The following is a 26,204-nucleotide window of genomic DNA, read 5'->3' as shown; positions in this document are numbered from 1 at the left end:
AGGGATCTGTTGAGGCATAACGCAAGGAAAGACGGTGTCGAAAGCCAATCCCAATGCCACTATCGTGGATATCGCCCGCCGCGCCAGGGTGACCAATATCACCGTTTCCCGCGCCTTCAATAAGCCCGAGCTGGTCAAGCCGGAAACCCGCGAGCGCATTCACGCCATCGCCAAAGAGCTGAACTATGTACCCAACGCGTTCGCGCAGGGGCTGAAAAGCAGCAGCAGCCAGATTATCGGCATCGTCACCAGCAGCATGTACAACCCGTTCTATTCCGGCCTGATCAAGACCGTGTCGCGCATTGCGCGTCAGCAGGGCTACCAGATCATGCTGTTCGACACCGACGGCAGCGAAGAGGCGGAAATGCGCGCCATTCAGGCGCTGTTCGGCTACAAGGCGCGCGGCATCTTGCTGTCGGCGGTGCGCGACGACAAGCGCTACCGCCCCGCCTATCTCGAGCTGGCCGAGGTGTACGGCGTGCCGCTGATCCTTATCGACCGCGATCTTTACGATCAGCAGCTGAGCGGCGTGTTCCTCGATAACCGCGAGATTGGCGTTTTGGCCGGGCGTTATCTGGCGGAGCAGCCGGAGCAGAAGCTGCTGATTATCGGCGGCCCGGCGGATTCGGAGATCACCTTAACGCGCACTGCCGGCATCGTCGCGGCGCTGCAGGGCAGCGGCCGTGAGATTCATATCATCAACGGCGACTATGATTTCACCTCGCAAGAGAGCGAAGTGCGCGCCTATCTGGCGCAACCGGAGAACCGCCCGGATTACATCATCGGCCTGAACGGCATCATCACGCTGGGCGCCATCGCCATTTGCCACGAGATGGGGCTTTATCAGCAGGTGAAGTTCTTCTCGATAGACGAGCCGCCGCGCGCCGGCGCTTACGGCCTGCACATTCCGGGGGTGTATCACGATACGCAGAAACTGGGGGAGATCGCCGCGGAGCTGCTGTTCAGCGCCATTCACAGCCCGCGCGGCGAGTTGCCGGTGCGCAGAGAATTCTTCACCGGCTCGCTGTTGAATCGCTGACGGGCGCTATTGCCCGTAGTAGGCGTGTTTACCGTGCTTGCGCAGGAAATGTTTGTCCAATAGCTCCGGCTGCATCGGGGCGATGGCCGGCGCCAGCTGGCGCGTCGCCATCGCCATGATCGCCACCTCTTCCAGCACCACCGCGTTGTGCACCGCATCCGCCGCGTCCTTGCCCCAGGCGAACGGGCCGTGGGAATAGACCAGCACTCCCGGTACCTGCTGCGGATCGCGCCCCGCCTGATTGAAGGTCTCGATAATCACCTTGCCGGTTTCCCCCTCGTAATCGCCGGCGATCTCCGCCTCGCTCATCGGCCGGGTGCAGGGAATGTCGCCGTAAAAGTAGTCGGCGTGGGTGGTGCCCAGCGCCGGGATCGGCTGTCCGGCCTGCGCCCAGATGGTGGCGTTGCGGCTGTGGGTGTGCACCACGCCGCCGATATCGGCGAAGGCGCGGTACAGCGCCAGGTGGGTGGCGGTGTCGGATGAAGGTTTGCGGTGCCCTTCGCGCACCTTGCCCTCCAGATCCACCACCACCAGATCCTCCAGCGTCATCGCCTCGTAGGCGATGCCCGAAGGCTTGATCACCACCAGCCCGCTCTGGCGGTCGATCGCCGAGACGTTGCCCCAGGTAAAGGTCACCAGCCCGTATGCCGGCAGGCTGAGGTTGGCGGCCAGCACCTGCCGCTTGAGTTCGTTCAGCATGCGATGCCTCCCTCATTCATCTGTTGTTCGATCCAGGCCTTGGCCTGGGCGATGCGTTGCTTGTCCTGCCCGTCTTCGCGCGCCCACATCTCCAGCAGGTAGGGGCCGCGATAGCCGAGCGCGTTGAGCACGGAAAAGGCGTGGGCGAAATCCACGCAGCCCTCGCCGAACGGCACGTCGCGGAACTGCCCGGCGCTGCCCGGCCCCACTGCGACGGTGTCTTTTAGGTGCACGGCGGTGATGCTGCCGATGCCCAGCGCCAGCTCGGCGGCGACGTCGTTGCCCCAGGCGCTGAGGTTGCCGAGATCGGGATACACCGTGAACCACGGGCTGTTGACGTGGCGGGCGATGTCGCGCCATTTGCTGATGCTGTTGATGAACGGCGTGTCCATCACCTCCACCGACAGCATCACCTGCGCCCTGGCGGCCTGCGCCGCCGCCCACTGCATGCCCTCGATAAAGCGCTCGCGGCTGTGGCGATCGGCCGGTTCGTAATAGACGTCGTAGCCCGCCAGCTGGATGTTGCGGATGCCGAGATCCGTCGCCAGTTCCAGCGCCTTGCTCATCAGCACCCGCGCCCGTTCGCGGGTGGCGGCGTCGGCGCTGCCGAACGGATCGCGCCGGTGCGCCGACAGGCACAGGCTCGGCACCGTCACCCCGCTGTCGAGCCGCGCCTGGATAAACGCCAGCCGCTGGCGGCGATCCCAGTCCAGCCGCTGCTGGCGCGCCGGCTGCTCGTCTATAGACATCTCCACGAACTCAAAGCCCAGCTCGGCGGCGGTGGCCAGCCGCTGCGGCCAGCTCAGATCGGCGGGCAGCGCCTTTTCATACAGCCCCAGACAGGCGGCGTTAGTCGTTTGCATCAGTCACCTCACTCAAAGCCTGGGCGACCGCCAGATAGCGTGCCTGCTGGGCGCGCAGGCGCCGGTGGGCGGCGGTCGCGGGATAATAACAGCGCAGCTTGGGCGGCGCGGCGGCGATCGCTTCGGCGAACCCGGCGTACTCCCCGGCGCCGACGGCGGCGCACAGGGCGGCGGCACGGCAGCCGCTTTGGCGCGTTTCCACCACCTCGAGCGGCAGGTTGCCGGCGTCGGCGTACATCTGCATCCAGACCTCGGACTGCGTCGGCCCGCCGGTCATGCGCACCCGCTCGATGCGCGGATTCAGCTGCACCATGCGCTCCTGATGGATCAGGTGCGAGAACACGATGCCCTGGTAGATCGCCTGCACCACGTCCGCCATCTCGTGGTGGGCGCTCAAGCCGATCAGCCCGCCCGGCGTGTTGCCGCCGAGGTTGGAACCGTACAGATAAGGCAGGAACAGCAGCCCGCTCGGCTGCTCGCGGCGCTCCGCCACCCAGGCGTTGAACTGGGCGTAGCGCTGCCGGTCGTCGGCGCAGAACTGGCGCAGAAACCAGGCCAGGTTGCCGGCCGAGGTCGGGCTGCCTTCGTGCACGAAATAGCGGCCGTCGATGCAGTAGCGCCCCCAGGCATAGGGGTAATCGGCGGGAATGATGCGCTCGGTCACGCAGGTGGCGATCGACCAGGTGCCCGCCACCGCGCTGAGCGTGCGAGCGTCGGCCACGCCGGAGCTGAGCGCCGCGCCCACCACGTCGAACAGGCCGCCGTACACCGCAGTGCCCGCGCGCAGGCCACACTGCGCCGCCGCAGCGGCCGTCACCCGCCCGGCCAGCTGCGCCGAGCCGATCGTTGGCGCGGCCTTCTCCTGCGCCTCTTCGATGCCGAAGGCCGCCATCAGCGCCGGATCGTAAGCGCCGCTGTGCTGATTGAACAGGTTGCTGCCGGAGATGTTGGTCACCTCGGCCGCCGCCTCGCCGGTGAGGCGAAAGCGCAGGTAGTCGTGCGCCATCAGGATGCGATCGACAGCGGCATACTGCGCCGGTTGCCGCTGCTTCAGCCAGCGCAGCAGCAGCGCCGGGTGGCTGGGCCACAGCGGCTGCAGGCTGCGCGGGTAGGTCTGCGCGTCCACGCCGGCGCGGCGCAGCTCAGCCACTGTTGCCGCCGCGCGGTTGTCCGAAGAGAGGATGCCGTTGCCGACCGGTTTGCCGTGGCGATCGATGGCGTACAGCCCTTTGCCGTGCGCCGAGAAGCTGACGCCGCGCACCTGCCCGGCCTCCAGCCCCGCCGCGTGCAGCGTCTGGCGGATCGCCGCGCAGACGTCATCCCACAGCGCGTCCATATTGCGTTCGCTGAAGCCCGGCTGGGCGGCAATCGCCGCGCCGTCGCGCTCGGCGATCGCCAACTCTTCACCACTTGCCCGGTACAGCCCGGCCTTGATCACCGTGCCGCCGACGTCTATGCCAAGAAAGACTGACATCGCGCCTCCTATTTGCGCCGCACGGAGCTGAGGTAGATGGCGGCCAGGATGATGCCGCCCTTCACCACGTTCTGGATATATGGCGACACGTTCATCAGATTGAGGCCGTTGTTGAGCACCCCGAGCATCATCGCCCCCACCAGCGTGCCGACGATGGCGCCGCGCCCGCCGGAGATCGCCGCCCCGCCCAGCACCACCGCGGCGATGGCATCCAGCTCGAAGCCTTCGCCGGCGTTGGGCTGCCCGCTCATCAGGCGCGAGGTCAGCACCAGCCCGGCCAGCGCGGCGGTCAGGCCGCTGATCACGTACACCAGCATCTTGTAGCGCGGCACGCGGATGCCGCTCAGGCGCGCCGCCTCTTCGTTGCCGCCCATTGCGTAGACGTAGCGGCCGAACGGCAGCTGGTTGAGCATCAGCCAGGCCAGCACATACACGCCGAGCATGATCAGGATCGGCACCTGAATGCCCAGCACCGTGCCGCGGCCGAAGAAGGAGAAGACGTCGGGCAGGCCGGAGATCGGGTAGCCGCCGGTATAGAGCAGCGCCAGGCCGCGGGCGATGCCCATCGACGCCAGGGTGACGATGATCGGCGGCATGCGCAGGTAGGCGATGCAGGCGCCGTTGGCCAGGCCGAACAGCGCGCCGACCGCCAGCGCCGCCACCATCGCCAGCGGGATCGGCACCGCTGCCAGCATCAGCCCGGCGGCGACCGAGCCGGCCAGCGCCATCACCGGCCCCACCGAGAGATCGATGCCGCCGGTCAGGATGGCGCAGGTCATGCCCACCGCGATGATGGCATTGATCGACACCTGGCGCGCCACGTTGGTCAGGTTGTTGACGCTGAGGAAGCTGTCGTTCAGCAGGCTCATCAATACGAACAAAATTACGAAGCCGATAAACGGCAAGACCGCCGGGTGATGCAGCAGTTTTTCCCAGCGCTTGCCGAGGCTGGGGCCGGCGGCGCGGCGCGCCACGGCGGGTTGTTCAATTCCGATCATAAGGCACTCCCGGTCGCGTGAAGCATGATGTGGTTGGATTCGATGTCGTCGCCGGTCAGCTCGGCAACGATGTGGCCGCCGCGAAACACCAGCACGCGGTCGCACACGCCGATGATCTCCGGCAGTTCGGAAGAAATCATGATGATGGAGATGCCCTGCTGGGTCAGTTGCTGCATCAGCTGGTAGATCTCGGCCTTGGCGCCCACGTCGATGCCGCGCGTCGGCTCGTCGAAGATCAGGATGTTGCAGTCGTTGTTGAGCCAGCGGGCGATCACCACCTTCTGCTGGTTGCCGCCGCTCAGGGTGCTGACGGCGGTCTCGGCGTCCGGGGTTTTCACCCCCACGGCGCGAATCAGCCGCTGCACCACGTCGCGATCCTTGCGGGCGCTGACGAAGATCTTGCCGCGCCGGTGGTGCCGGTTGAGGGTGATGTTCTGCGCCACCGAGAACGGCAGCACCAGGCCCTCGGTTTTGCGGCTCTCCGGCAGCAGGCCGATACCCTGCGCCAGCGCCTGCGCCGGAGAGCGCAGCGCCGCCGGTTGGCCGCCGAGGCTGACGCGTTTGCGGTGGCAGCGGCTGGCGCCGATCAGCGCGGAGACGGTCTCGGTGCGCCCGGAGCCTACCAGCCCGGCGAAGCCGAGGATCTCGCCCTTGTGCAGCCGGAAACGGTCCGTCGTGCCGTGCTTCTCGCGCTGGATCTCCGCCTCCAGCAGCACCGTCGCGGTATCGACCGGGTGCTGTTTCACCGGGAAGGCGTTTTCGATTTTGCGCCCGACCATCAGCCGCACCAGCTCTTCCACGTTGGTGTCGCCGGTGGCCAGCGTTTCGATGTAGGTGCCGTCGCGCAGCACGGTGATGCGATCGCAGATGGTGAAGATCTCGTCCAGGTGGTGCGAGATAAACACCATGCCGACGCCCAGCAGCCGCAGATCGTTCATCACGCTGAACAGGTGCTCGGCCTCGCCCGGCGTCAGCGTGGCGGTCGGCTCATCCAACACCAGCACCCGCGCCTCCAGCGACAGCGCCTTGGCGATCTCAACGAACTGCTGCTGCGCCACGCTCAGCTGCTCCACCGGGCAATCGAGATCGATAGCCACCGTCAGCCGCTTGAAAATCGCCTCGGCCTTGCGCCGCATCGCACGCCGATCCAGCAGGCCCCAGCGGTTCCTGATCTCCCGGTTGAGGAAGATGTTGTCGATGGCGCTCATGTAGGGAATCAACGAGAATTCCTGAAAAATAATGCCGACCCCGGCCTCGATCGCCTGGCGATAGTTGTTAAAGCGGCGCTGCTCGCCGTCGATAAAAATATCGCCCTCGTCCGGCTGATAGATACCGCACATGATTTTCACCAGCGTCGATTTGCCGGCGCCGTTTTCGCCCAGCAGGGCGTGCACCTCGCCGCGTTGAATGGCCAGATCGATGCCGTCCAGCGCCTTCACGCCGGGAAAGCTCTTTTTTATTCGCTTCAGTTCCAGTAAAGGTGTCACCGCATTGCCCTCCGCGCCGAACGCCCCGCCGCAGCGGGGCGAACCCGGCCGCTGTTACCAGCTAAAGCCGGCCGCATTGCTGCGGTCGATCAGCTTCACTTTGACCGGCACGGTTTTCGGCACCGTGGCGCCCCAGTAGCGGGCCAGCGCAATGCCGAGCGCGATGCGCAGCTGGTCGCGCGGGAACTGCGCCGAGGTGGCGATGAACGGCGAATTCGGCTTGAGGATCTCTTTGATGGCTTCCGGCTGGCCATCGACGCTCACCAGCTTGACCTTGGCGCCGTTGCTTTCGATCGCCGCCAGGGCGCCGAGCGCGCCGACGTCGTTGACGCTGAAGATGCCCGCCAGATCCGGCGCCGACTGCAGCATGTTTTCGGTCACGGTCAGCGCGGTGTCACGCTCCTGCTTGCCGTTTTGCTTGGTGACGATCTTGATGTCGGGGTATTTCTTCATCGCCGCTTCAAAGCCGCGCACGCGCTCCAGGATCGGCACCACCGGGATGCCGTCGAGGATCGCCACCTTGCCTTTGCCGCCCAGCGCTTTCGCCAAGTACTCGCCAGCCTGGAAGCCGGCGTCGTAGTTTTCCGAGCCGACGAACGAATCGAGCGGCCCTTCGGCCTGGGCGTCGATCGCCACCACCACCGCGCCGGCCTTATGGGCGGAGATCACCGCCGACTGTACCCCCACCGAGTCGGTCGGGTTGATCAGCAGGATATCCACCTTCTTCTGCAGCATGTCTTCCACGTCGCCGATCTGTTTGGCGACGTCATGGCGCGCATCGGCCACGTACACCTTGGCGCTGATATCCGCCGCCGCCTGATCCAGCGCCTGCTTCATGGTGACGAAGTAGTCGTTGTTCATTTCCTGGAACGACATGCCGATAGTGATTTGCTTGGCCAGCGCCACATGGCTGGCCGCCAACATTCCACCGGCGACGATAAAAGGCAGGGTCTTTTTGAATAATGAAAACATAGCCAATTCTCCTGTAGGGAAGCTTCTTGTTGTGGTTATCAGAGCAACAGCATGTCTTTACGTTTGGCCGACCGGGCGGCCCCCCCGTTGCGGATGGGCCGGCGGTCGTGACTGCAACAGCGGTACGGCGGGAGGGTCAGGGAACCAGGATCACCTTGATGGAGTCGGTCGAGTCCGCCAGGGCGAAGGCTTCGTCCCAGTCGTTCAATGAATAGCTGTGGGTGACCACGCCGTTGGAAGTCACCAGCCCGCGTTCGAACAGATCGATGGCGATTTCATAGCTGTAGGGCGCCAGGTGCGCGCCGCGAATGTCCAGCTCCTTGCGATCGCCGATGATGGACCAATCGACGGTGGTTTCCTTGCCGAACACGCTGAACTCCACGAAGCGGCCCAGCTTGCGGATCATCTGCAGCCCCTGGGTGACGCCGATCGGCGCGCCGGTGGCCTCGATGTACACGTCGCAGCCGTAGCCGCCGGTCAGCGATTTGACGATCTGGTCGGCGTCTTCCTTCAGCGGGTTGATCACCACGTCGGCGCCAAATTCCTTCGCCAGCGCCAGCCGCTCGTCGATCGCGTCGATCACGATCAGTTTCTTCGGCGTTTTCAGGCGCGCCACCTGCACCATGCACAGCCCCAGCGGCCCGGCGCCGGCCAACACCACCACGTCGTCCAGCTGGATGTCGCCGCGCGCCACGGTGTGAATGGCGCAGGCCATCGGCTCAATCAATACCGCGTCTTCATGGCTCAGGCTTTCCGGGATCTTGTGCACGATGGCGTTCTCGGAAAAACGCATGTACTCCGCCATGCCGCCCTCCGCCACGTCTTTCTGGAAGCCGTAAATGTTATGCGTCTCACACATCCAGTAGCTGCCGGATTTGCAGTAGCGGCACTCCCAGCACGGCACGATCTGCTCGGCGATCACCCGCTCGCCGAGCCGGTATTTGCCTTCCGCGCCCTCGCCCAGCGCGGCGATGCGGCCGTAGAACTCATGCCCCGGCACCACCGGCGGTTTGACCCACGGGTTCTCCCCCCAAAACATCTGCGCGCCGTTCTTGCATTTGCAGTCGCCGGCGCAGATGCCGCAGCCTTCCACCTTGATCACCAGCTCGCGTGCCTTCGGCAGCGGCGTGGGCACCTGTTCGAAACGATAATCCTGCGGGCCATGGCAAACGACCGCGCGCATTTTTTCCGGCAACTGGCTCATCTCTTCCTCCAATACACTCGTTAAACGCTTGAATTCTCTTAATGTTGACGTTGTCATTTTTGTCTAATAAAAAACAACCAGCGTTATAAAATGATACATTTCAATAAATTAACCATTAAACACCCAGGAAAACTCAAAATGACAACGTGAACATAGAGCGACATATAACCAAAGCTGCAAAAATAATTATTTGAGCAAAATCACAGTTCGTTAACATTGCGGCTAAAAATGCTACAAATGCGGATCGCGATCCCATTTACGGGATCGGCGATCCGGGGGGATCCGCTAAATCAGCAGCCTCACGCGATCGTAGATCTGACGATCTTCCGGCCGCGACGATCGCACCTGCTGGCGCAGGGTGCGCACCAGCGTATCGATAAACGTATGGGCGGCGGCGCTCAGAATGCTGTTGCGCCGGGTGACGATATTCAGCTGCGCCGGTTGGCAACCCTCCCGCAGCGCCAGCGGCTGCACGCGGGAGGCGAACTGCGGCAGCGCGGCGATCGGCCGCGGGCACCAGGTGCACATCTCGGCGGACTCCACCAGCGCCTGCAGCATGCCGAACGAATGCGCCTGGATAATGCGCTGGCGCGGCAGGCACGCGCCGTGGCGGTGGAACACCTCGTCGAGCAGCGCATCGAAACTTTCCTGGGTATAGCTCATCACCCAATCCTGCTCCAGCAGCTGATGCAGCGAGGTGCTGTGCGCCAGCGGGTGGCCGCGCCGCACCATGTACGCCGTTTCATACTCCAGCAGCGGCTCGCAGTGGAACTCCTGCGGCGCCGACGACGCCGGCAGCGGCGTAATGGCAAAGTCCATTGTGCCCTCGCGCAGCTGCGACTGGGCATTGGCCATCAGGCTTTCAGACAGTTCCAGCCGCACCGCCGGCACCTTGCTGCGAAACGCTATCACCGCCGGCGGCAGCACCGTCAACATCAGCCACGGGGTGATCGCCGCCTTGACCAGATCCGCCGTTCGCCCGCGCAGCGCCGCCATTTCGCCCTGCGCCTGCTCCAGCTGGTTCAACACCAGCCGGGCGTGCGCCAACAGGGTTTTGCCGTAGGGGGTAAAGCCCAGCCCGGTCGGGGTGCGGATCAGCAGCGGCAGCGCCTGCTCCTGCTCCAGTTCGCGCAGCGCGCGGGTCACCGCCGCCTGCGACAGCCCCAGATGCCGCGCCGCCGCGCGAATGCTGCCGCTGTCGGCGCTGGCCACCAGCGCCTGCAGTTGGTGCAGTTTCATGTTCACCTCCTGACAATCATCGGTTGTCAGCATAACCGAACGGCGGCTACCCGGCAAAAACGGAGTTTGCTAGTCTCGATGCCTACCCCTCTGCCCCGTTCCGTGCCCGTTAGCCGGGGCCCTTTGCCGGAGATCGTGATGATGCATTCACTGGTACTGCCTGATATCGCCGCCGTTCATGATGAGATGGTCGCCCTTCGCCGCCACCTTCACGCCCATCCGGAATTGGGCTTCCAAGAGTTCGCCACCTCGGATCTGGTGGCGCGGCGGCTGGAGGAATGGGGTTACCGCGTCACGCGCGGCGTAGGACAAACCGGTGTTGTCGCTACATTGCAACGTGGGCCGGGAAAATCGCTCGGCATTCGCGCCGACATGGACGCCCTACCGATTGCCGAAACAACCGGCTTGCCGCACGCCAGCACCCATGCCGGGGTGATGCACGCCTGCGGCCACGACGGGCACACCGCCATGCTGTTGGCGGCGGCGCGCTATCTGGCGCGGCAGCCGAACTTCAGCGGCACCCTGCACCTGATCTTTCAGCCAGCGGAAGAAGGCGGCGGCGGCGGCGGCGGCAGAGTGATGATCGAAGACGGCCTGTTTGAGCGCTTCCCCTGCGATGCGGTGTTCGCCATGCACAACGTGCCCGGTTTCCCTACCGGCCACCTGGGCTTCGCCAGCGGCCCCTTTATGTGCTCGGCCGATACGGTACACATCACCCTGCACGGCCACGGCGGCCACGGCGCGGTGCCGCAGAGCACCGTCGATCCGGTGGTGGCCTGCGCGGCCATCGTCATGAGCCTGCAAACCATCGTGGCGCGCAATATCGATCCGCAGGAAACGGCGATCGTCACCGTGGGGGCGATGCAGGCCGGCCAGGCCGCCAACGTGATCCCAGCGACCGCCACCCTGACGCTCAGCGTGCGCGCGCTGACGGCGGCTGTGCGTGAGCGGCTGGAGCAGCGCATTACCGAGCTGGTCACGGCTCAGGCCGCCAGCTTCGGCGCCCGCGCGGAGATCGACTATCAGCACGGCTACCCGGTGCTGGTGAACCACCCGGCAGAAACCGAGCTGGCGCGCGCCGTAGCCCTGGAATGGGCCGGAGAGAGCCGGGTTATCCCCACGCTGCGGCCGTTTACCGCCAGCGAAGATTTCGCCTTTATGCTGGAAAAGTGCCCGGGCAGCTACATCTCGATCGGCAACGGCCCCGCTACGCCGGGCAATTCCCTGCACAACCCCGGTTATGACTTCAATGACGACAGTCTGTCGCTGGGCGCCACCTACTGGGTCAAATTGGTCGAGCGTTTTTTGGCTCGCCCCGCGGTTTAATCGCCAACGCTGAGGAAATGACATGAAAACCATCAAAGGGCTGTTGTTGTTGCTGCCGCTGGCCGCGAGTTTTCCCGCGCTGAGCGGTGAATTTAGCGGCAAAATGATCAAGCTGGGCATCGATCCCACCTTTCCGCCGCTGGAGTATAAAAACCCGCAGGGCAAGCTGACCGGCTTCGGCGTCGATATCGCCCAGGCGCTGTGCGACCAGATGCAGGCCAAATGCGTGTGGGTGGAAAGCAGTTGGGACGGCATGATCCCCGGCCTACAGGCGAAGAAGTTCGACGCCATCGCCTCGTCGATGACCATCACGCCGCAGCGCCGGCAGCAGATCGCTTTCTCCAGCAAGGTCTCCAACGCCCCGGCGCGGCTGGTGGCGCATAAGGGCAGCAGCCTGCAACCGACCGCCGCCTCGCTGAAGGGCAAATCGGTCGGCGTGCAGCAAGGCTCCAGCCAGGAGGCCTACGCCAACGCGCTGTGGCGCCCGGCCGGCGTTAACGTGGTCGCCTACCAAAGCCAGCAGGAAGTGAATGAGGATTTGGCCAACGGCCGGCTGGATGCGTCGCTGCTGGCCAGCGTCAGCGCCAGCGAGTTTTTCAAAACGCCCGGCGGCAAAGACTTTGCCTTTATCGGCGCCGAACTGACCGACAGCAAATACTTCGGCGTCGGCGACGGTATCGGGGTGCGCAAAGAGGATACCGCGCTGCTTAACGCCTTCAACGACGCGCTGCAGGCGATCCGTGCCAACGGCACTTACAAGAAAATCAACGACAGGTATTTCGACTTCGACATGTACGGCGCGGAGCAGTAACAAGCGTACCCCGGCGGTCACCTGCAGACCGGGCAGGATGGGGAGGCGCCTTCGGCCGCCGGGGAACGCCCCAACGGAAACGGCAGTGTCAGCAAGAACGGGAAATCAGGCGGGATAAGGAGACGGGCCAGGCAGGACGCCCGGCCCGATAAAGCGGGTTACTTCACTTCGCCCATCGCCTTCAGCTTTTTGGACAGCTCGCGGCGCTCTTTGGACAGATCGGCATTTTTGATGATGTAGTCATCAACGCGATCTTCGTAGTCGCTGCGCATGTTGGCGATGATGCCCTGAATGTCTTCAATGCTCATGCCGGGTTTGATGTACTCGCTCAGGTTGTCGAGCAGCAGCACGCGCTTCTGGTTATCACGAATTTTCTTTTCGTTGTCGACGATCTCGCGTTGCAGCTTGTTCTTGCGGCGGAACATACGCACAAACTCCAGCACGTCCTGGAAACTTGGCTTATTTGCATTATCCATCTTTATACCCTTGCTTTAGTAATACACAGATTCATTTGCTTACGGCCACATGGCACCAAGATACAGGTTTGTGGCGGTCCGGCACAACAGTGATTGCCTTATCTTACCCACTTTGCCCCGGCGGCCAAAACCCAAAGCGCCGCCTTCATGATCTGACCCCTTATTCACGCCCGGCGGCGGTGCACACCTGGAGCAAATCCCCCAACTCCTCCAGCTGTTGCGCCAGCTCCATGCTGAGCCAGACATAGCCGTAAATCGGCGCTTCGCCGTGCTGGCCGAGGCTCACCTCCTGCATCAGCGTTTTCAGCTCGCCGGCGATCTCCACCAGCTGCCCCGCCGCCGCCTGCCGCTGCGCCTGCGGCCCTTCGCGCATCAGCACCGCCAGCGATTCCAGCGAGCTCAGCGTCAGCAGCTGGGTACTGCGCAGCGTGCGGGCGTTCAACATGATGAAGTGCGTTTCGCGCGAGGCCCAGTAGGCGTCGGCCATCAGCTCCAGCGTACACACCAGATTGCGGCTGAGGGTTTGCACCGCTTCGAACACCGCTTTGGGAATGCGGGTTTCCTTGCTGGCGGGCACGATCAGGCTGCGCAGCTTCACCACCTGATTCAACAGATCCTTGAGCTGCGGCTCCAGCCGCGGCCGCTCAATGACGTTCGGCGAAAAATAGGCGCCGTAGAGGCGGGCGGCGGTTTGCAGGCAGTCCGCCATGTGCATGCGCCACAGAATATAGGCGCGCTGTGGGTAGATGCTGGTGAACAGCAGCGCCAGCAACGAGCCGAAGATCACGTCGCCGCTGCGCCACAGCGCGGTATGCATGTCACCGGCGCCCGCGCCGCACACCACCGCCAGCGTGATCCCCACCAGCAGCGCCATATACGGCCGTTTGCCGAGCGTCAGGTAGCCGCAGACGAACATTACCACGCCGCACCAGACCAACATCAACGGCAGCGAATAGAGCTCCAGATACAGGGCAATCAGGCCGGACGCGGCGCCGAAAACCGTGCCGGCAATGCGTTGCAGCGCCCGCTGCAGCACGTTGCCCCAAAACGAGATCGGCCCCATCACCACCACCAGGGTGATCAGCGGCCAGGTGCCTTCGGGCACCGCCAGCAAGCGGATCAGCAGAAAGGTCAGAATAAACGCCAGCCCAATACGCACGCCGTGAACGATGCGATAGTGGCGATAGGTCAGCAATTCAAGGGAAGAGATTTTTCGATCGAGGCGCACGATGCCTCCGATAAAGACCATCCAGGCCGCCATTTTAGCGGAGGAAGCCCGGCAAGGAAAAGGCGAATGAGGCGTCCCCCATTCGCGGTCAGGCTCAGGCGGCGTACTTGTCGACCAGCGCGCGCAGAACGGCGGCGGTTTCGACATCCATCACGCCGTCATACTTCTGCTGACGGAAGTGCAGCTGGAACGCGCGCACCAGTTGGCGATAGCCCTCTGCGGTGTTCGCCGCCGAGGTGTCGTAGCCGTATTGGGCGAACAGCTTCAGCAGCTCGGCCTGCGCCGGCAGACCCTGGCTGCAGTATTCCTGCTGGCGCTGCTGCTTGGTCGTTTCGTCATACCAGGCGCCGACGCCGGCCTGATACAGCTGCTGCCACGGGAACTGCGGGCCCGGATCGCTCTTGCGGCCCGGCGCAATGTCGGAGTGCGCCACCACGTTCACCGGCGAGATGTCCGGATAACGCTGCAGGATATTCTGCGCCAGCTGGGTGACCGCCTCGATCTGCTGCGGATTGAACGGCGGGAAGGTGATGTTTTCACCGTCACCGCTCGCCAGGTTAACGATCTCGATGCCGATCGAGGTGTCGTTGATATTGCTGCGGGTGCCCCATTGGCTGGTGCCGGCATGCCAGGCGCGCTCGTTCTCGTCCACCAGGTTGAAAATGCGCACGCCGCTGAAGCCGGCGGCCTGATAGGTGGCCTCGGTCGGATCCGGCACCAGATAGTGCGCGCTGACCGATTTTCCGGTCAACGACTTCACCGAGTCGGCGAAGTTTTGTGCCGTGTAGTGCAGCACCAGAAAACGCACGCGGTGGCCGAAGCTGGCGACCGATCGGTAGCTATTGTAATCAATCTTGTACATCGTAAAGTCCCTCTCTCGTTTGATTTCACTGAGCGGCCCCTCATCATGACAGGCCGCCCCGCACAGGTGAACCCTTGGCTCACCCTTTTTGTTTTAGCTAATTGCTAAATCATGCGCAAGTGTTTTTTAGCAAAATCGTTATTTACCTTTTTGCTAAAGAGTGCGATCATTGCACGATGGAAACTAAAGAAATCAGGCGCAACAATCTGCGCGAATTGATGGCCCGCTACGCCCGGCAAGGCGTCAACCAGAATGAGTTCGCCACGCTGGTTGAGTCTTCCGCGCCAACGCTGAGCCAAATCATCGGGGAAAAATCCTCCCGCAATCTTGGCGACAATCTGGCCAGGCGGATCGAGGCCAGGCTGAATTTGCCCAAGGGCTGGTTCGACGTGTTTCATGAAAAGCAGCTGGTGCGCCCGTTTGACAACGTGGCGGCGGAGTCGGACTTCCAGCCCGCCCGTTTAAAACCGGTGGTATGGGAAGATACCGAACAGGACAAGGAAGAGTTTGTGGAGATCCCGCTGCTGGATATTGATTTTTCCGCCGGCGACGGCTGCTACGAAATCGTCGATCGCGAGGAATTTTCGCTGATCTTCCGCCGTTACTATCTGCACAAGATGGGGGTGGCGGTCAACGCCGCGCGCATTATTCGCATCTCCGGCTCCAGCATGGAGCCGCGTCTGCAGGACGGCGACGTGGTCGGCATCAACACCGACGACACGCGCATCCGCGAAGGCAAGACCTATGCCATCCGCCACGGCAATTTGCTGCGGGTGAAGGTGCTGATCGAGCAGCCGGACGGCGGCGTCATCATCCGCTCCCTCAACCGGGAAGAGTACCAGGACGAGCACCTCAGCTATCAGCAGCGCAAAGAGCAACTGGTGGTGCTCGGCCGCGTCTTCTGGTCCTCTTCGTCCTGGTAACGGACGACAACGTCGGGCGCCCGCTGCGCCCGGCGGTTATTTGAAGTCCACCACCATCTGCTGCTGGATAGACAGCCCGCGGGTCGACTGCACGCAACCGGCGATGTAGTCGGTGAAACGCGGCGGCTTCGGCATGCCCAGCTTGAGGATTTTCTCGTTGCTGAAACGCACGTTGAGCATGGCGAACGATCCGTACAGGCGCATCGCCTTCAGCATCAGCCGCTCGTTGCACGGGCCGAAAATGTCTTTCAGCTGACGGCGCATTTTGACCAGCGCGTCATAGGTTACCTGCGCATACTCATCACCCACCGGCGCCTTTTCCAGGGCCACCGCCATGGCGTTGTCAATTTCAGCAAAGCTGACGCTGCTCTCCTCACCGGCAGAGATGTGATAAACGTCGTTCTCCAGCGTTTCGCTGTTCATCAGCATTACCAGCGCATCCGCGCAGTAATCCACCGGGATCACGTCGATATTGTCCTGCAGCGAGCACATAAACTTGCGCAGCATCAGCGCCATGCCAAACACCCAGAAAATGCTGCTCGAAGGCTGGCAGCCCAGGCGGGTGTGCCCCACCACGATCGACGGACGAGCGATGGTCAGCGGCATTTGCGGGCAGCGTTGGCGCATCAGTTGTTCGATGGTGGATTTGGAACGCGTATATTCCACCAGGTGCTCGGCATCTTCCTCAAACTCGCCGCTCTCAGCCACCAGCGAACCCGGTTCCGGCGAACAGGACATGGCGGTACCGACGTGCAGGAAGCGTTTTAATCCCGGCACCTGCGCCATTCTTTCGGCAAAGGCCAGGGTGCCTTCTACGTTTACCTTCCAAATGAGCGGGTTATTACCAAATGAAGCAACGGCCGCGCAGTTAATAACGTGCGTGACATTGTTAATACGTGCGTCAGTTAAAAAGTCGGCCGGCTCGGAAAGGTCGCCCAACAATATATTTTCTATCGTAATTTTAGACAGCAGGTTCGCGTCGATATTAAACTTTTCCATATTCGTGCGAATACGGGCCAACCCTTGCTGTGCATCATCGGCGCGCACCAGTAAAAGATAATTAATAGACTGATTTTCAATCAGTAATTTTTCAAGAACTGCACCACCGAGAAAGCCGGTAGCGCCGGTCAACAGTAGCGTTTTCATAATTGTCACCCACATTGGTATTGAATGTGGAAGATTGTATCTGCGGATAATTAAACAAATATTAAATAGAATTACGGCACCTTGATTCACTTTTCTTAATATTATCTTAAGGAATCTTTTGAAACATCCATCATGGATTTAGTAACAAAAGAGTCGGGCACGCTTTGCGATTAATCCCTACTGTTTAAATACCATTGATGTAACCCCTGATTTAATTAAACGGTCAATGTTATTTCTCTTCTCGTCCGTGGAGGACTTATGACCTATAACCAAAAAGCCTGGTTGGGGGTTTTACTGCTGTGCACCCTGTTTTGGGTGGCGGTGATCGGCGGCGCCTGCTCGCTGTATAACCGGGCGGATCGCCTCAATACCCATACGCAGGAGAGCGAGTTCGCCGCCCGCCACAGTCTGGCCCCCTGCTCGCAGCAAGGCGCTCAGGCATCCACCGCCCCCCGGAATGGGTAGGGACAAGACCCGCTAACGATCCTATTATGCCCTAAGGTTCACAGGGAGATAACGATGGCTCGAAAGCTGGATAGCTTACCGCAGGCACAACGCGAGAAAATAGAAACCGATTTGCTGGCCATCAGCGTGATCTACAACGAACGCTACGGCATCGCCTCGACCCAGGCGGAAACGGAACAACAGGTCCCCGACCACCTGCTCCCCTACTTTCATCAACGGCTGGATTATTATCGCCGTGCGTAATTGCGCGCATTTCGCTAACCGCCGCTTGGCATCGCTCCCCACGCCGTTACAATAGGGGCATATTGTATCCGCCACTGAAGAGACGCGATTTTGAGCAGCAAGGCAACGGCCACATTTTATATTCACGATTACGAAACCTTCGGCAAGAGCCCGTCGCTGGATCGCCCGGCGCAGTTCGCCGGCGTGCGCACCGATATGGATTTCAACATTATCGAAGAGCCGCTGGTCATCTACTGCGCCCCGGCCGACGATTACCTGCCGGAACCCGAGGCGGTGATGATCACCGGCATCACGCCGCAGGTGGCACGTGCCAAAGGGGTTAACGAAGCCGAGTTCACCCGCCAAATCCATCAGGCCTTCAGCGTGGCCGGCACCTGCATTCTCGGTTACAACAACATCCGCTTCGATGACGAAGTGAGCCGCAATATCTTCTATCGCAACTTCTACGATCCCTATGCCTACAGCTGGCAAAACGGCAACTCGCGCTGGGATCTGCTGGATGTGATGCGCGCCTGCTATGCCCTGCGCCCGGACGGCATCGTCTGGCCGGAAAACGAAGACGGCTTCCCCAGCTTCCGCCTGGAACATCTGACGCGCGCCAACGGCGTCGAGCACACGCAGGCTCACGATGCGATGTCGGACGTTTACGCCACCATCGCGATGGCCAAACTGGTCAAACAGGCACAGCCGCGGCTGTTCGATTTCCTGTTGCAGCACCGCAATAAGCACAAGCTGAACGCCCTGATCGACGTCGCCGACATGGCGCCGCTGGTGCACGTCTCCGGCATGTTCGGCGCGGCGCGCGGTAACACCAGCTGGGTGTCGCCGCTGGCCTGGCACCCGGACAACAAGAATGCGGTGATCATGTGCGATCTCGCCGGCGATATGACGCCGCTGCTGACGCTGAGCGCCGAGCAGCTGCGTGAACGGCTGTATACGCGCCGCGACGACCTGGCGCCGGATCAGGCACCGGTGCCGATCAAGCTGGTGCACATCAACAAATGCCCGGTGCTGGCACCGGCCAAAACCCTGCTGCCGGAGAACGCCGAGCGGCTGGGCATCGATCGCCAGGCCTGCCTGCAGAACCTGCAGCTGCTGAAACAGCACCCGGAAGTGCGCGAGAAAGTGGTGGCGCTGTTCGCCGAAGCCGCACCGTTCAAAGGCTCCGACGACGTCGACGCCCGGTTGTACGACGGTTTCTTCAGCGACGCCGACAAAGCGGCGATGAGGATTATCCAGCAGACCAAGCCACAGAACCTGCCGGCGCTGGATCTGGCCTTCAGTGACGGCCGCATGAAAGAGCTGCTGTTCCGCTTCCGCGCGCGCAACTACCCGAATACGCTGGACGATGCCGAGCAGCGCCGCTGGCTGCAACACCGTCAGGAAGCGTTGAGCGCTGAACGCGTGCAGAGTTATCTGCTGCAGCTCGAATCGCTGTATAACCTGCACGAAGGCGACAAAGAGAAAACGGCCCTGCTGAAAGCGCTGTTCGATTACGGCAAAGAGTTGGTGGGATAAAACCCGCAGCAGCAGAAAAGGAAAAGGCCGCGAAAGCGGCCTTTTTTGTGGCTGAGGAGACGGCTCGCGCTTAGGCGGCGTCTTCGCTCGCTTGCGGCACCGGCAGGCGGAAGCTGCGGGTGACGACGGCCAGGTAGATCAGGCCGATGGTCGCCCAAACCAGGCCCAGCGTCATCGAGCTGGCTTCCAGGTTGATCCACAGCGCGCCGACGGTCAGTGCGCCCATCACCGGCAGGATCAGGTAGTTAAACGTATCCTTCACGGTGCGGTTCATCTTGTCGCGAATATAGAACTGCGAAATTACCGACAGGTTGACGAAGGTGAAGGCCACCAACGCACCGAAGTTGATTAGCGCGGTCGCGGTCACCAGGTCAAACGACACCGCGGACAGCGCGATGGCGCCAACCAGCAGCACGTTCAGCGCCGGGGTACGCCACTTCGGATGCACATAGCCGAAGAAGCGAGTCGGGAACACGCCGTCGCGGCCCATCACGTACATCAGGCGCGAAACGCCCGCGTGCGCCGCCATGCCTGACGCCAATACCGTCACGCAGGAGAACACCAGGATCACCGACTGGAAGAATTTGCCCGCCACGTACAGCATGATTTCAGGCTGCGACGCGTCAGGATCCTTGAAGCGCGAGATGTCCGGGAAGTACAGCTGCACGAAGTAAGACACCACGATAAAGATGATGCCGCCGATCAGCGCCGTCAGGAAAATGGCTTTCGGGATCACTTTCTCTGCGTCTTTGGTCTCTTCGGACAGCGAGCTGATGCCGTCGAAGCCCAGGAACGAGAAGCACAGGATGGTCGCGCCGGTAATCATCGGCACCACGTGGGCGTTATCGGACCAGAACGGGCGGCTGCTGACCAGCGTACCGGCGCCTTCGCCGTGGTAAATGCCGTTGATCACCAGGCCGAGGAACACGATCATGATCGCCACCTGCACCACCACGATGATGGAGTTCAGGTTGGCCACCAGCTTGATGCCGCGCAGGTTGAAAATCGTCATCAAACCGACCAGCACCGCCACGAAGATCCAGGACGGTACGCCCGGGAAGATCGCTTCCAGGTAAATCTTGGCCAGCAAAATGTTGATCATCGGCATGAACAGGTAGTCCAGCAGCGATGACCAGCCCACCATAAAGCCGACGTGCGGGCTGATGGCTTTCTGGGCGTAGGTGTAGGCGGAACCGGCGGAAGGGAATTTCTTCACCAGCTTGCCATAGCTCAGGGCGGTAAACAGGATCGCCAGCAGAGCGAAGGCGTACGCGGTCGCGACGTGACCATCGGTCAGGCCGGATACGATGCCGAAGGTATCGAAAATGGTCATTGGCTGCAGGTAAGCCAAGCCCATCATCACTACCGGAACTAATGTCAGGGTTTTACGCAGCTGAGTGCGCTGAGCCGGAGCGGCGTTGATGGTGTTATCGGACATTGGTCAGCCCCCCCTTACCTTGAGCCTTGCGGATGGCGGACACGCCAAGACTTAAGGTTGCGGGGAAACTTCGCAACGAGCGACTTAATTCTAAAAGAAGGGGATTGTAAGCTGGATAACGGGTCGAGGTAACCTCGGCTGCTCCATAGTCGCTGCGGCCACAGCGGAAACCGGCGGGCACCGGTGCTAAAGTGAAAAATTGCCCCATCTTTCTAATCCTCATGAGTCACGACCATAAAGTTTTGTTTGATCGTGCACGAAACTATTTATCTATCCGGATCGGTGTCCGGCCTCGCTTGGTGTATGAAACGCTACGTTGGTAAAACTTAATGCAAAAAAAATAACCGACGCTTTCAAAACGTCGGCTATCTGCATTTGAGATATTTTGCACCAGAATGCCTCCGGATGACAAGATCCGGAAACCCTCAAATACAAATTCTTTTTGTCGATCGCGCGGAAAACCAGCCCGGCAGGCGAATTAATCCGCTACCGGCAGGCCCGTCACCCGCACATACCTCTTACTTTATACGCCCATTCAGGCATTTTTCAACATCCAGTCGATCTCGGTTTCCGTCACCCGCCGTTCAAACTGCAGCAGCTCGTCCGTCTTGCAGGCGTGATACACCTGGGTGAAACGCTCGCCCAGATAGTGCGTCAGCGCGTGCTGATGTTCAAACTCGTACAACGCGTCGCTCTGGCGGATCGGCAGCGGCAGCCCCTCCTGCTCCAGCCCGTTGCCGGTCACCGCCTCAGGCAGCGGCAGCACGTTGTCCAGCCCGTACAGCATGCCGGCCAGGATCGCCGCCATCACCAGATACGGATTGGCGTCGGCGCCGGCCACGCGGTACTCCACCCGGTGGTTCTCCGGTTCGCCGCAGGGAATACGCAGCGCCACGGTGCGGTTGTTGTGGCCCCAGGCGGCCTGGATCGGCACATACATCCCCGGCTGGAAGCGCCGGTAGGCGTTGACGTTCGGCGCCAGCAGCGCCATCGACGCCGGCATCAGGGTGATCATCCCGGCCAATGCCTGTTTCAATAGCGGCGAATCCTCGCCTTCGGCGTCGGCGAACAGGTTGTTGCCCGCCCCGTCCTGCATGCTGACATGCACATGCATGCCGCTGCCGGCGTAATCCTCATAGGGTTTGGCCATAAAGGTGGCGTGCATGTCGTGGTTCTCGGCCACCAGCCGCACCAGCCGCTTCAGCGCCAGCGCGTGGTCGCAGGCCAGCAGGATGTCGTCGGTATGACGCAGGTTGACCTCGAACTGCCCCGGCGACGCCTCCGCCACCGCGCCGTCCGCCGGCAGCCCCTGCAGCTTCGCCAGCGCGTCGATATCGTTCAGCACCTCGGCGAAATGGTTCAGATTATCGACGGAATACACCTGGCTTTGGGTGTTGCGCTCCTGAGTGCCGGGCGCACACGGCGGCTGCAGATCGCCTTCCGCATCGCGCAGCCTATCGATGAGATAAAACTCCAGCTCTACCGCTGCCACCGGGAACAAACCGCGCTGGCGCAGCGCCTGCCACACGCGGTTCAGCACATTACGGGGTTCAACGTCAAAGGGAGTGCCATCTTCATCCAGCATGGTCAGCAACACCTGGCCGATATGCTCCGGATCGGCGGCCGACGGCGTCAGCGAACCGGGCACCGGCAGGCATACGCGGTCCGGTTCGCCGAGCTCCTGCCCAAGGCCGGTCTCCTCCACCACGTTGCCGAGGATGTCCATGGCGAATACCGACGCGGGGAAGTAGCTGCCTTTTTCCAGTTTTTTCAACCCAGAGACGGGTATGCGTTTGCCGCGGAAGGAACCATTAAGATCGGTGAGAAGGATATCGACATACTGCGTGGCGGGATGGCGTTCCAAATAATGAGCGACCTCATTTTGGAACGCGCTACTTCGCCTCTCTTCATGATGCTGTGCAAAATGTTCAACTGCTGCGCTATTGGTTTGCATACGTCACCCGCCATTATGCTCTGAAGGCGCGTTGGCGCCCGTCCGCCGTTCGATTCAACACATGATTGGATTTCTCGTCAGGCCGCGCCGCTGCAGGGCGCTCAAAATAACATCCACAATATGAAACATAGTATTAACAGAATGGGTTTGCAAATGTTACAATCCTGTTTGATTATTCGCCACTGGCTGCTAAATTGATAAAATATTGACCGAAAAGGCCTTGCTGCCATTTTCACGTCAACTATTTTGTCCAACGCACCGAGAGTGAACATGGGCAATATATTTTCCAAACCCACCCTAACTACCGATATCATGCAGCATCGTTATCGACCAGACAGGCACCCGATAGCGATCTTCATTTCTGCCTGTCGCCCTTACCAGAAGGAAGTACCGCTATGAGCGAAGTCAGCTTGGCACCGGGCAAACGCCTGTCGCAGATCCGTCAGCAATTGGGTTTGTCGCAGCGCCGGGTCGCCGAACTGTCCGGGTTAACCCACAGTGCGATCAGCACCATCGAACAGGACAAGGTCAGCCCGGCCATCAGCACGCTGCAAAAGCTGCTGAAGGTGTATGGCCTGTCGCTGTCTGAATTCTTTGCCGAACCGGAAGCCGCCGACGAACCGCGCGTGGTGATCGACGCCGAGGACCTGATTGAGATCGGCAGCCAGGGGGTGTCGATGAAGCTGGTGCACAACGGCAGCCCCACGCGCAACCTGGCGATGATGCTGGAAACCTACCAGCCCGGCACCACCACCGGTGAAAAGATCAAGCACCAGGGCGAAGAGATCGGCACCCTGCTGGAGGGCGAGATCGTGTTGACCATCAACGGCCAGAGCTACTGCCTGACCGCCGGCCAGAGTTACGCCATCAACACCGGCATCCCGCACAGCTTCAGCAATACTTCGGCGCGCATCTGCCGCATCGTCAGCGCACATACCCCCACCACCTTCTGACCGCTTATCGCTCCGGCGCAGCCTGACAGGGTTGCGCCCCCTGCCTCTCGACGTTTTTCATCGCCGTTATGCCATTTTGTTGGTTGCCAACGGCGTAATCTGTGTTACAACAGAACAAAACAGCCATCTAAACATCTAAACGGCCTTACTACGCAATGTCAACCGCAACGCCTTCGCGCCTCGAGATGCGCAATATCTCGATCGCCTTCGCCGGCTTCAACGCGCTGCAGGACGTGGACTTCACGCTGCAGGGCGGCTCAATCCACGCGCTGGTCGGCGCCAACGGCGCGGGCAAGTCGACGCTGATGGCGATCCTCTCCGGCGCCCACGACCATTATCGCGGCGAGATCCTGATCGACGGCCAGGCGGTGGCGATCCACTCCCCGCTGCAGGCGCGCCGCCACGGTATTCACGTGGTGCAACAAGAGGTGGACGTCGCGCTGATCCCCACGCTGTCGGTGGCGGAAAACATCATGCTGGACTGGCTGAACGAGCCGGGCCACTGGCTGAACTGGGCGGAGCTGCACCGCCGCGCCGCGCAGCTGCTGCAGCAATGGGCGCTGCCGCTCAATCCGCGCAGACGCCTGGCGGACTGCACTCTGGCGGAAAAACAGCAGGTGCTGCTGGCGCGCGCGCTGTCGCACCGCTGCCGTTTTCTGGTGCTCGACGAACCGACCGCGCCGCTCGATCGCGCCGAGAGCGAGCGCCTGTTTAACGTGGTGCGCCGCCTGCAATCCGAAGGCATCGGCATTGTGTTCATTTCTCACCGCATCCACGAACTGAGCGACATTTGCGATCGGCTGACGGTGCTGCGCGACGGCCGGCGCGTCAGCGAAGACGCCATGCGCGGGCTGAGCGGCGAACAGATCGTCGAGAAGATGCTCGGCCATCGGCTGGACGACATTTTCCCGCCGCCGCGCCCGCCGCACCCTGAGCGAACGCTGCTGCAGGTGCAAGGCTTGCGCGATCGCCACAAGCTGCGCGACGTTTCGCTGCGGCTGCATGAAGGCGAAATCCTCGGCATCGCCGGGCTGGCCGGGGCGGGCAAAACCGAACTGTGTAAGGCATTGTTCGGCGCCGGCCCCGTGCAGCTTGAGCGCGGCGAACTCCGCGGGCAGCTCTGGGCGCCACGCGCGCCGCACCTGTCGGTTGAACAGGGATTGGCGCTGGTGCCGGAAGAGCGCCGCAAAGAGGGCATTTTCATCGACGAGGCGATCCCAATGAACCTGAGCGTCAGCGCCGACGACAGCTTCTCGCGCTGGAGCCTGTTCAACCGGCGGCAAGAGCTGCGTTGGGCGCGCGAGATCATGCAGCGTCTGAACATTCGCGCCTCCGGCCCGCAACAGCGGCTGGCGCGCCTGTCCGGCGGCAATCAACAAAAAGTGGCGATCGGGAAGTGGCTGCGCGGCGACGCCGAGGTGCTGATCTTCGATGAGCCGACCAAGGGCGTGGACATCAAGGCCAAGCAGGAGCTGTTCAGCCTGATCGACGGCCTGGCCCGCGCCGGTAAAGGCGTGATTTACGCCTCCGGCGAGTTCGCCGAGCTGATTGGCCTGTGCGATCGTATCTGCGTACTGTGGGACGGCCGCATCGTGGCAGAGTTGAACGCCGCCGACATCGACGAAGAAACCTTATTGTTCTATTCCACCGGAGGAACCCCTGCGTGAGTAAAGAATTTGCCCTGCGGCCTGCGCTGCCCTGGCGCCAACAGCTGTTTGATTTCCTCTACAAATGGGGCATGTTGCTGACCGTCGCGGCGCTGATCGCCCTGTTTGGCCTGGCGTCGGACAACTTTCTCGATGCCAATAACATCATCAACATCCTGCGTTCGATCGCCATCGTGACGGTGATCGCCATCGGCGTCTCCATCTCGCTGTCGGTCGGCGGTTTCGATCTGTCGGTCGGCTCGACCGCCTCGCTGGCCAACACGCTGGTGATTTCACTGTTCGTCTGGCACGGGTTCGGCACCACCGGCGCCATCGTGGTAACGCTGCTGCTCTGCACGCTGGTCGGCCTGTTCAACGCCCTGCTGATCGTGGTGCTCAAAATCCCCGACATGCTGGCGACGCTGGCCAGCCTGTTCGTGATCCAGGGCGTGGCGATGACCTACAGCTACGGCGGTTCCATCACCCAAAACATGGTGCTGCCGAATGGCGACATGGCGGAAGGCCTGATCCCGGAGGTGTTTTCCGCCCTCGGCCAGGTGCCGGTGATCGTGCTGATCATGCTGGCGGTCACCGTGGCGGTGCAGCTGTTCCTGTCGTTGACCAAGCATGGCCGCCGCATGTATGCCATCGGCGGCAACCCCGAAGCGGCGCGTCTGTCGGGTATCCGCACCGTACGTTACAGGGTTGCCGCTTACGTTATTTCTTCCTGGCTGGCGGCGCTTGGCGGCATCCTGCTGGCGTCACGTATCGGCTCTTCGCAGGTCAACGCCGGCGGCGGTTATCTGATGGACGCGGTGGCGGCGGCCTATATCGGCTTCTCGCTGGCGGGCTCCGGCAAACCCAATGCGCTCGGCACCCTGATCGGCGCGGTGATCCTCGGCGTGCTGCAAAACGGCCTGGTGATGCTGTCGGTGCCCTACTACGCCATGGACATTATCAAAGGCCTGGTGCTGGCGCTGGCGCTGGCCATCACCTACATCCAGAAACGCTGATCCTCCCCGGCGCACGCCCGCTGCGCCGCTTTTCCCCTTTAATTCATCCGGTTACTCTTTTCCGTCAGCAGAACCCGCATACAAATGATATGAATTATCATTAGCGTTTACATTCAGTAAAAAATCCTTACAATACCCTCACGCAACGCTGATGAAGCGAAGTATTTCTCAGCGAACGATGAATAATTTCATTAGAAATTCAATTGGTTAATTACTTTCACTTCAAC

24 protein-coding genes are annotated in these 26,204 nt (G+C 61.6%); 10 read left to right on the top strand and 14 right to left on the bottom strand.

Annotated features, from left to right (window positions below; all coding sequences use genetic code 11):
- Positions 1-34 precede the first annotated feature (34 nt).
- Positions 35-1,039 (top strand): LacI family DNA-binding transcriptional regulator, encoded by a 1,005-nt coding sequence (locus FHU12_RS04820; RefSeq protein ID WP_021505897.1) that lies wholly within the window; start codon positions 35-37, stop codon positions 1,037-1,039.
- A 6-nt stretch (positions 1,040-1,045) separates the two neighbouring features.
- Here FHU12_RS04820 and araD read toward each other — a convergent pair whose 3' ends face one another.
- The 8 genes from araD to FHU12_RS04780 form a co-directional block, all read right to left on the bottom strand.
- Complete coding sequence (gene araD / locus FHU12_RS04815) at positions 1,046-1,738, bottom strand: L-ribulose-5-phosphate 4-epimerase (RefSeq protein WP_033632583.1); 693 nt, start codon at positions 1,736-1,738, stop codon at positions 1,046-1,048.
- The gene (locus tag FHU12_RS04810) at positions 1,732-2,601 is read right to left on the bottom strand and encodes an L-ribulose-5-phosphate 3-epimerase (protein ID WP_099784130.1); all 870 of its coding nucleotides are present in this window, start codon (positions 2,599-2,601) and stop codon (positions 1,732-1,734) included. Before FHU12_RS04810 ends, araD begins: the two co-directional genes overlap by 7 nt.
- On the bottom strand, positions 2,588-4,075 hold the full coding sequence (locus tag FHU12_RS04805; RefSeq protein ID WP_141967750.1) for an FGGY-family carbohydrate kinase: 1,488 nt from the start codon (positions 4,073-4,075) through the stop codon (positions 2,588-2,590). The genes FHU12_RS04810 and FHU12_RS04805 overlap by 14 nt, the downstream gene beginning before the upstream one ends.
- An 8-nt stretch (positions 4,076-4,083) precedes the next feature.
- Positions 4,084-5,073: an ABC transporter permease gene (locus FHU12_RS04800; RefSeq protein WP_033655114.1), complete on the bottom strand. Its 990-nt coding sequence runs from the start codon at positions 5,071-5,073 to the stop codon at positions 4,084-4,086.
- Entirely contained in the window at positions 5,070-6,560 is a 1,491-nt protein-coding gene (locus FHU12_RS04795) for a sugar ABC transporter ATP-binding protein (protein WP_141967748.1), read from the bottom strand. The genes FHU12_RS04800 and FHU12_RS04795 overlap by 4 nt, the downstream gene beginning before the upstream one ends.
- Before the next feature lie 54 nt (positions 6,561-6,614).
- Positions 6,615-7,532, bottom strand: coding sequence for an ABC transporter substrate-binding protein (locus tag FHU12_RS04790; protein ID WP_141967746.1), 918 nt, complete (start codon positions 7,530-7,532; stop codon positions 6,615-6,617).
- 136 nt (positions 7,533-7,668) lie between these two features.
- On the bottom strand, positions 7,669-8,736 hold the full coding sequence (locus FHU12_RS04785) for a zinc-binding dehydrogenase (protein WP_033643780.1): 1,068 nt from the start codon (positions 8,734-8,736) through the stop codon (positions 7,669-7,671).
- Positions 8,737-9,021: 285 nt separating this feature from the next.
- A complete protein-coding gene (locus FHU12_RS04780) occupies positions 9,022-9,975 on the bottom strand; it encodes a LysR family transcriptional regulator (protein ID WP_141967744.1) in 954 nt (317 codons plus the stop codon).
- A 138-nt stretch (positions 9,976-10,113) separates the two neighbouring features.
- On the opposite strand from FHU12_RS04780, the gene FHU12_RS04775 reads away from it, so the two are divergent.
- Both FHU12_RS04775 and FHU12_RS04770 read left to right on the top strand, forming a co-directional pair.
- The gene (locus tag FHU12_RS04775) at positions 10,114-11,301 is read left to right on the top strand and encodes a M20 aminoacylase family protein (RefSeq protein ID WP_141967742.1); all 1,188 of its coding nucleotides are present in this window, start codon (positions 10,114-10,116) and stop codon (positions 11,299-11,301) included.
- 22 nt (positions 11,302-11,323) lie between these two features.
- Positions 11,324-12,112, top strand: a complete 789-nt coding sequence (locus tag FHU12_RS04770) for an ABC transporter substrate-binding protein (protein ID WP_141967740.1) — start codon at positions 11,324-11,326, stop codon at positions 12,110-12,112.
- Positions 12,113-12,270: 158 nt separating this feature from the next.
- Here the strand turns inward: FHU12_RS04770 and tmaR are convergent, their stop codons facing one another.
- The 3 genes from tmaR to FHU12_RS04755 all read right to left on the bottom strand — a co-directional run bounded on the left by tmaR (position 12,271) and on the right by FHU12_RS04755 (position 14,678).
- The gene (gene tmaR / locus FHU12_RS04765; RefSeq protein ID WP_004935612.1) at positions 12,271-12,588 is read right to left on the bottom strand and encodes a PTS system regulator TmaR; all 318 of its coding nucleotides are present in this window, start codon (positions 12,586-12,588) and stop codon (positions 12,271-12,273) included.
- Between the two features lie 160 nt (positions 12,589-12,748).
- Positions 12,749-13,816 carry an FUSC family protein gene (locus FHU12_RS04760; RefSeq protein WP_141972844.1) on the bottom strand — a complete coding sequence of 356 codons (1,068 nt, stop codon included), beginning with the start codon at positions 13,814-13,816 and terminating at the stop codon, positions 12,749-12,751.
- A gap of 94 nt (positions 13,817-13,910) precedes the next feature.
- Positions 13,911-14,678: an N-acetylmuramoyl-L-alanine amidase gene (locus FHU12_RS04755; RefSeq protein ID WP_141967738.1), complete on the bottom strand. Its 768-nt coding sequence runs from the start codon at positions 14,676-14,678 to the stop codon at positions 13,911-13,913.
- Between the two features lie 176 nt (positions 14,679-14,854).
- Here FHU12_RS04755 and FHU12_RS04750 point away from each other — a divergent pair, with 176 nt between their 5' ends.
- Complete coding sequence (locus FHU12_RS04750; protein ID WP_019453597.1) at positions 14,855-15,601, top strand: S24 family peptidase; 747 nt, start codon at positions 14,855-14,857, stop codon at positions 15,599-15,601.
- Positions 15,602-15,637: 36 nt separating this feature from the next.
- On the opposite strand, the gene FHU12_RS04745 is transcribed toward FHU12_RS04750, so the two are convergent.
- Positions 15,638-16,747: an SDR family oxidoreductase gene (locus FHU12_RS04745; RefSeq protein WP_141967737.1), complete on the bottom strand. Its 1,110-nt coding sequence runs from the start codon at positions 16,745-16,747 to the stop codon at positions 15,638-15,640.
- A 258-nt stretch (positions 16,748-17,005) separates the two neighbouring features.
- On the opposite strand from FHU12_RS04745, the gene FHU12_RS04740 reads away from it, so the two are divergent.
- From FHU12_RS04740 to sbcB, 3 genes are all read left to right on the top strand, one after another.
- Positions 17,006-17,212, top strand: coding sequence for a hypothetical protein (locus FHU12_RS04740; RefSeq protein WP_141967735.1), 207 nt, complete (start codon positions 17,006-17,008; stop codon positions 17,210-17,212).
- 54 nt (positions 17,213-17,266) lie between these two features.
- The gene (locus FHU12_RS04735) at positions 17,267-17,455 is read left to right on the top strand and encodes a DNA polymerase III subunit theta (protein WP_141967733.1); all 189 of its coding nucleotides are present in this window, start codon (positions 17,267-17,269) and stop codon (positions 17,453-17,455) included.
- Positions 17,456-17,545: 90 nt separating this feature from the next.
- Positions 17,546-18,973, top strand: coding sequence for an exodeoxyribonuclease I (gene sbcB / locus FHU12_RS04730; RefSeq protein ID WP_141967731.1), 1,428 nt, complete (start codon positions 17,546-17,548; stop codon positions 18,971-18,973).
- Between the two features lie 70 nt (positions 18,974-19,043).
- Here the strand turns inward: sbcB and FHU12_RS04725 are convergent, their stop codons facing one another.
- Positions 19,044-20,411 carry an APC family permease gene (locus FHU12_RS04725; RefSeq protein WP_019453602.1) on the bottom strand — a complete coding sequence of 456 codons (1,368 nt, stop codon included), beginning with the start codon at positions 20,409-20,411 and terminating at the stop codon, positions 19,044-19,046.
- Positions 20,412-20,946: 535 nt separating this feature from the next.
- Entirely contained in the window at positions 20,947-22,365 is a 1,419-nt protein-coding gene (locus FHU12_RS04715) for a glutamine synthetase family protein (protein WP_141967729.1), read from the bottom strand.
- A 395-nt stretch (positions 22,366-22,760) separates the two neighbouring features.
- Here FHU12_RS04715 and puuR point away from each other — a divergent pair, with 395 nt between their 5' ends.
- From puuR to FHU12_RS04700, 3 genes are all read left to right on the top strand, one after another.
- Entirely contained in the window at positions 22,761-23,318 is a 558-nt protein-coding gene (gene puuR, locus FHU12_RS04710) for an HTH-type transcriptional regulator PuuR (RefSeq protein ID WP_025303528.1), read from the top strand.
- Positions 23,319-23,473: 155 nt separating this feature from the next.
- Positions 23,474-24,985 carry a sugar ABC transporter ATP-binding protein gene (locus FHU12_RS04705; RefSeq protein WP_141967727.1) on the top strand — a complete coding sequence of 504 codons (1,512 nt, stop codon included), beginning with the start codon at positions 23,474-23,476 and terminating at the stop codon, positions 24,983-24,985.
- Positions 24,982-25,977: an ABC transporter permease gene (locus FHU12_RS04700; protein ID WP_141967725.1), complete on the top strand. Its 996-nt coding sequence runs from the start codon at positions 24,982-24,984 to the stop codon at positions 25,975-25,977. The genes FHU12_RS04705 and FHU12_RS04700 overlap by 4 nt, the downstream gene beginning before the upstream one ends.
- The last annotated feature ends 227 nt before the right edge of the window (positions 25,978-26,204 follow it).

The organism is Serratia marcescens, assembly GCF_006715005.1.
Taxonomy (GTDB): Bacteria; Pseudomonadota; Gammaproteobacteria; order Enterobacterales; family Enterobacteriaceae; genus Serratia; species Serratia montpellierensis.
The sequence above is the reverse complement of the archived record's forward strand: the minus strand, read 5'-3'. Positions and strand labels throughout refer to the sequence as shown.

Excerpts from the sequence above, each read along its gene's own strand:
- FHU12_RS04745 (WP_141967737.1), bottom strand. The coding sequence starts at position 16,747 with ATGAAAACGCTACTGTTGACCGGCGCTACCGGCTTTCTCGGTGGTGCA.
- FHU12_RS04735 (WP_141967733.1), top strand. The coding sequence starts at position 17,267 with ATGGCTCGAAAGCTGGATAGCTTACCGCAGGCACAACGCGAGAAAATA.
- araD (WP_033632583.1), bottom strand. The coding sequence starts at position 1,738 with ATGCTGAACGAACTCAAGCGGCAGGTGCTGGCCGCCAACCTCAGCCTG.
- FHU12_RS04725 (WP_019453602.1), bottom strand. The coding sequence starts at position 20,411 with ATGTCCGATAACACCATCAACGCCGCTCCGGCTCAGCGCACTCAGCTG.
- puuR (WP_025303528.1), top strand. The coding sequence starts at position 22,761 with ATGAGCGAAGTCAGCTTGGCACCGGGCAAACGCCTGTCGCAGATCCGT.
- FHU12_RS04755 (WP_141967738.1), bottom strand. The coding sequence starts at position 14,678 with ATGTACAAGATTGATTACAATAGCTACCGATCGGTCGCCAGCTTCGGC.
- FHU12_RS04775 (WP_141967742.1), top strand. The coding sequence starts at position 10,114 with ATGATGCATTCACTGGTACTGCCTGATATCGCCGCCGTTCATGATGAG.
- FHU12_RS04780 (WP_141967744.1), bottom strand. The coding sequence starts at position 9,975 with ATGAAACTGCACCAACTGCAGGCGCTGGTGGCCAGCGCCGACAGCGGC.
- FHU12_RS04770 (WP_141967740.1), top strand. The coding sequence starts at position 11,324 with ATGAAAACCATCAAAGGGCTGTTGTTGTTGCTGCCGCTGGCCGCGAGT.
- FHU12_RS04805 (WP_141967750.1), bottom strand. The coding sequence starts at position 4,075 with ATGTCAGTCTTTCTTGGCATAGACGTCGGCGGCACGGTGATCAAGGCC.
- FHU12_RS04740 (WP_141967735.1), top strand. The coding sequence starts at position 17,006 with ATGACCTATAACCAAAAAGCCTGGTTGGGGGTTTTACTGCTGTGCACC.
- FHU12_RS04705 (WP_141967727.1), top strand. The coding sequence starts at position 23,474 with ATGTCAACCGCAACGCCTTCGCGCCTCGAGATGCGCAATATCTCGATC.
- FHU12_RS04715 (WP_141967729.1), bottom strand. The coding sequence starts at position 22,365 with ATGCAAACCAATAGCGCAGCAGTTGAACATTTTGCACAGCATCATGAA.
- tmaR (WP_004935612.1), bottom strand. The coding sequence starts at position 12,588 with ATGGATAATGCAAATAAGCCAAGTTTCCAGGACGTGCTGGAGTTTGTG.
- FHU12_RS04790 (WP_141967746.1), bottom strand. The coding sequence starts at position 7,532 with ATGTTTTCATTATTCAAAAAGACCCTGCCTTTTATCGTCGCCGGTGGA.
- FHU12_RS04800 (WP_033655114.1), bottom strand. The coding sequence starts at position 5,073 with ATGATCGGAATTGAACAACCCGCCGTGGCGCGCCGCGCCGCCGGCCCC.
- FHU12_RS04750 (WP_019453597.1), top strand. The coding sequence starts at position 14,855 with ATGGAAACTAAAGAAATCAGGCGCAACAATCTGCGCGAATTGATGGCC.
- FHU12_RS04785 (WP_033643780.1), bottom strand. The coding sequence starts at position 8,736 with ATGAGCCAGTTGCCGGAAAAAATGCGCGCGGTCGTTTGCCATGGCCCG.
- FHU12_RS04810 (WP_099784130.1), bottom strand. The coding sequence starts at position 2,601 with ATGCAAACGACTAACGCCGCCTGTCTGGGGCTGTATGAAAAGGCGCTG.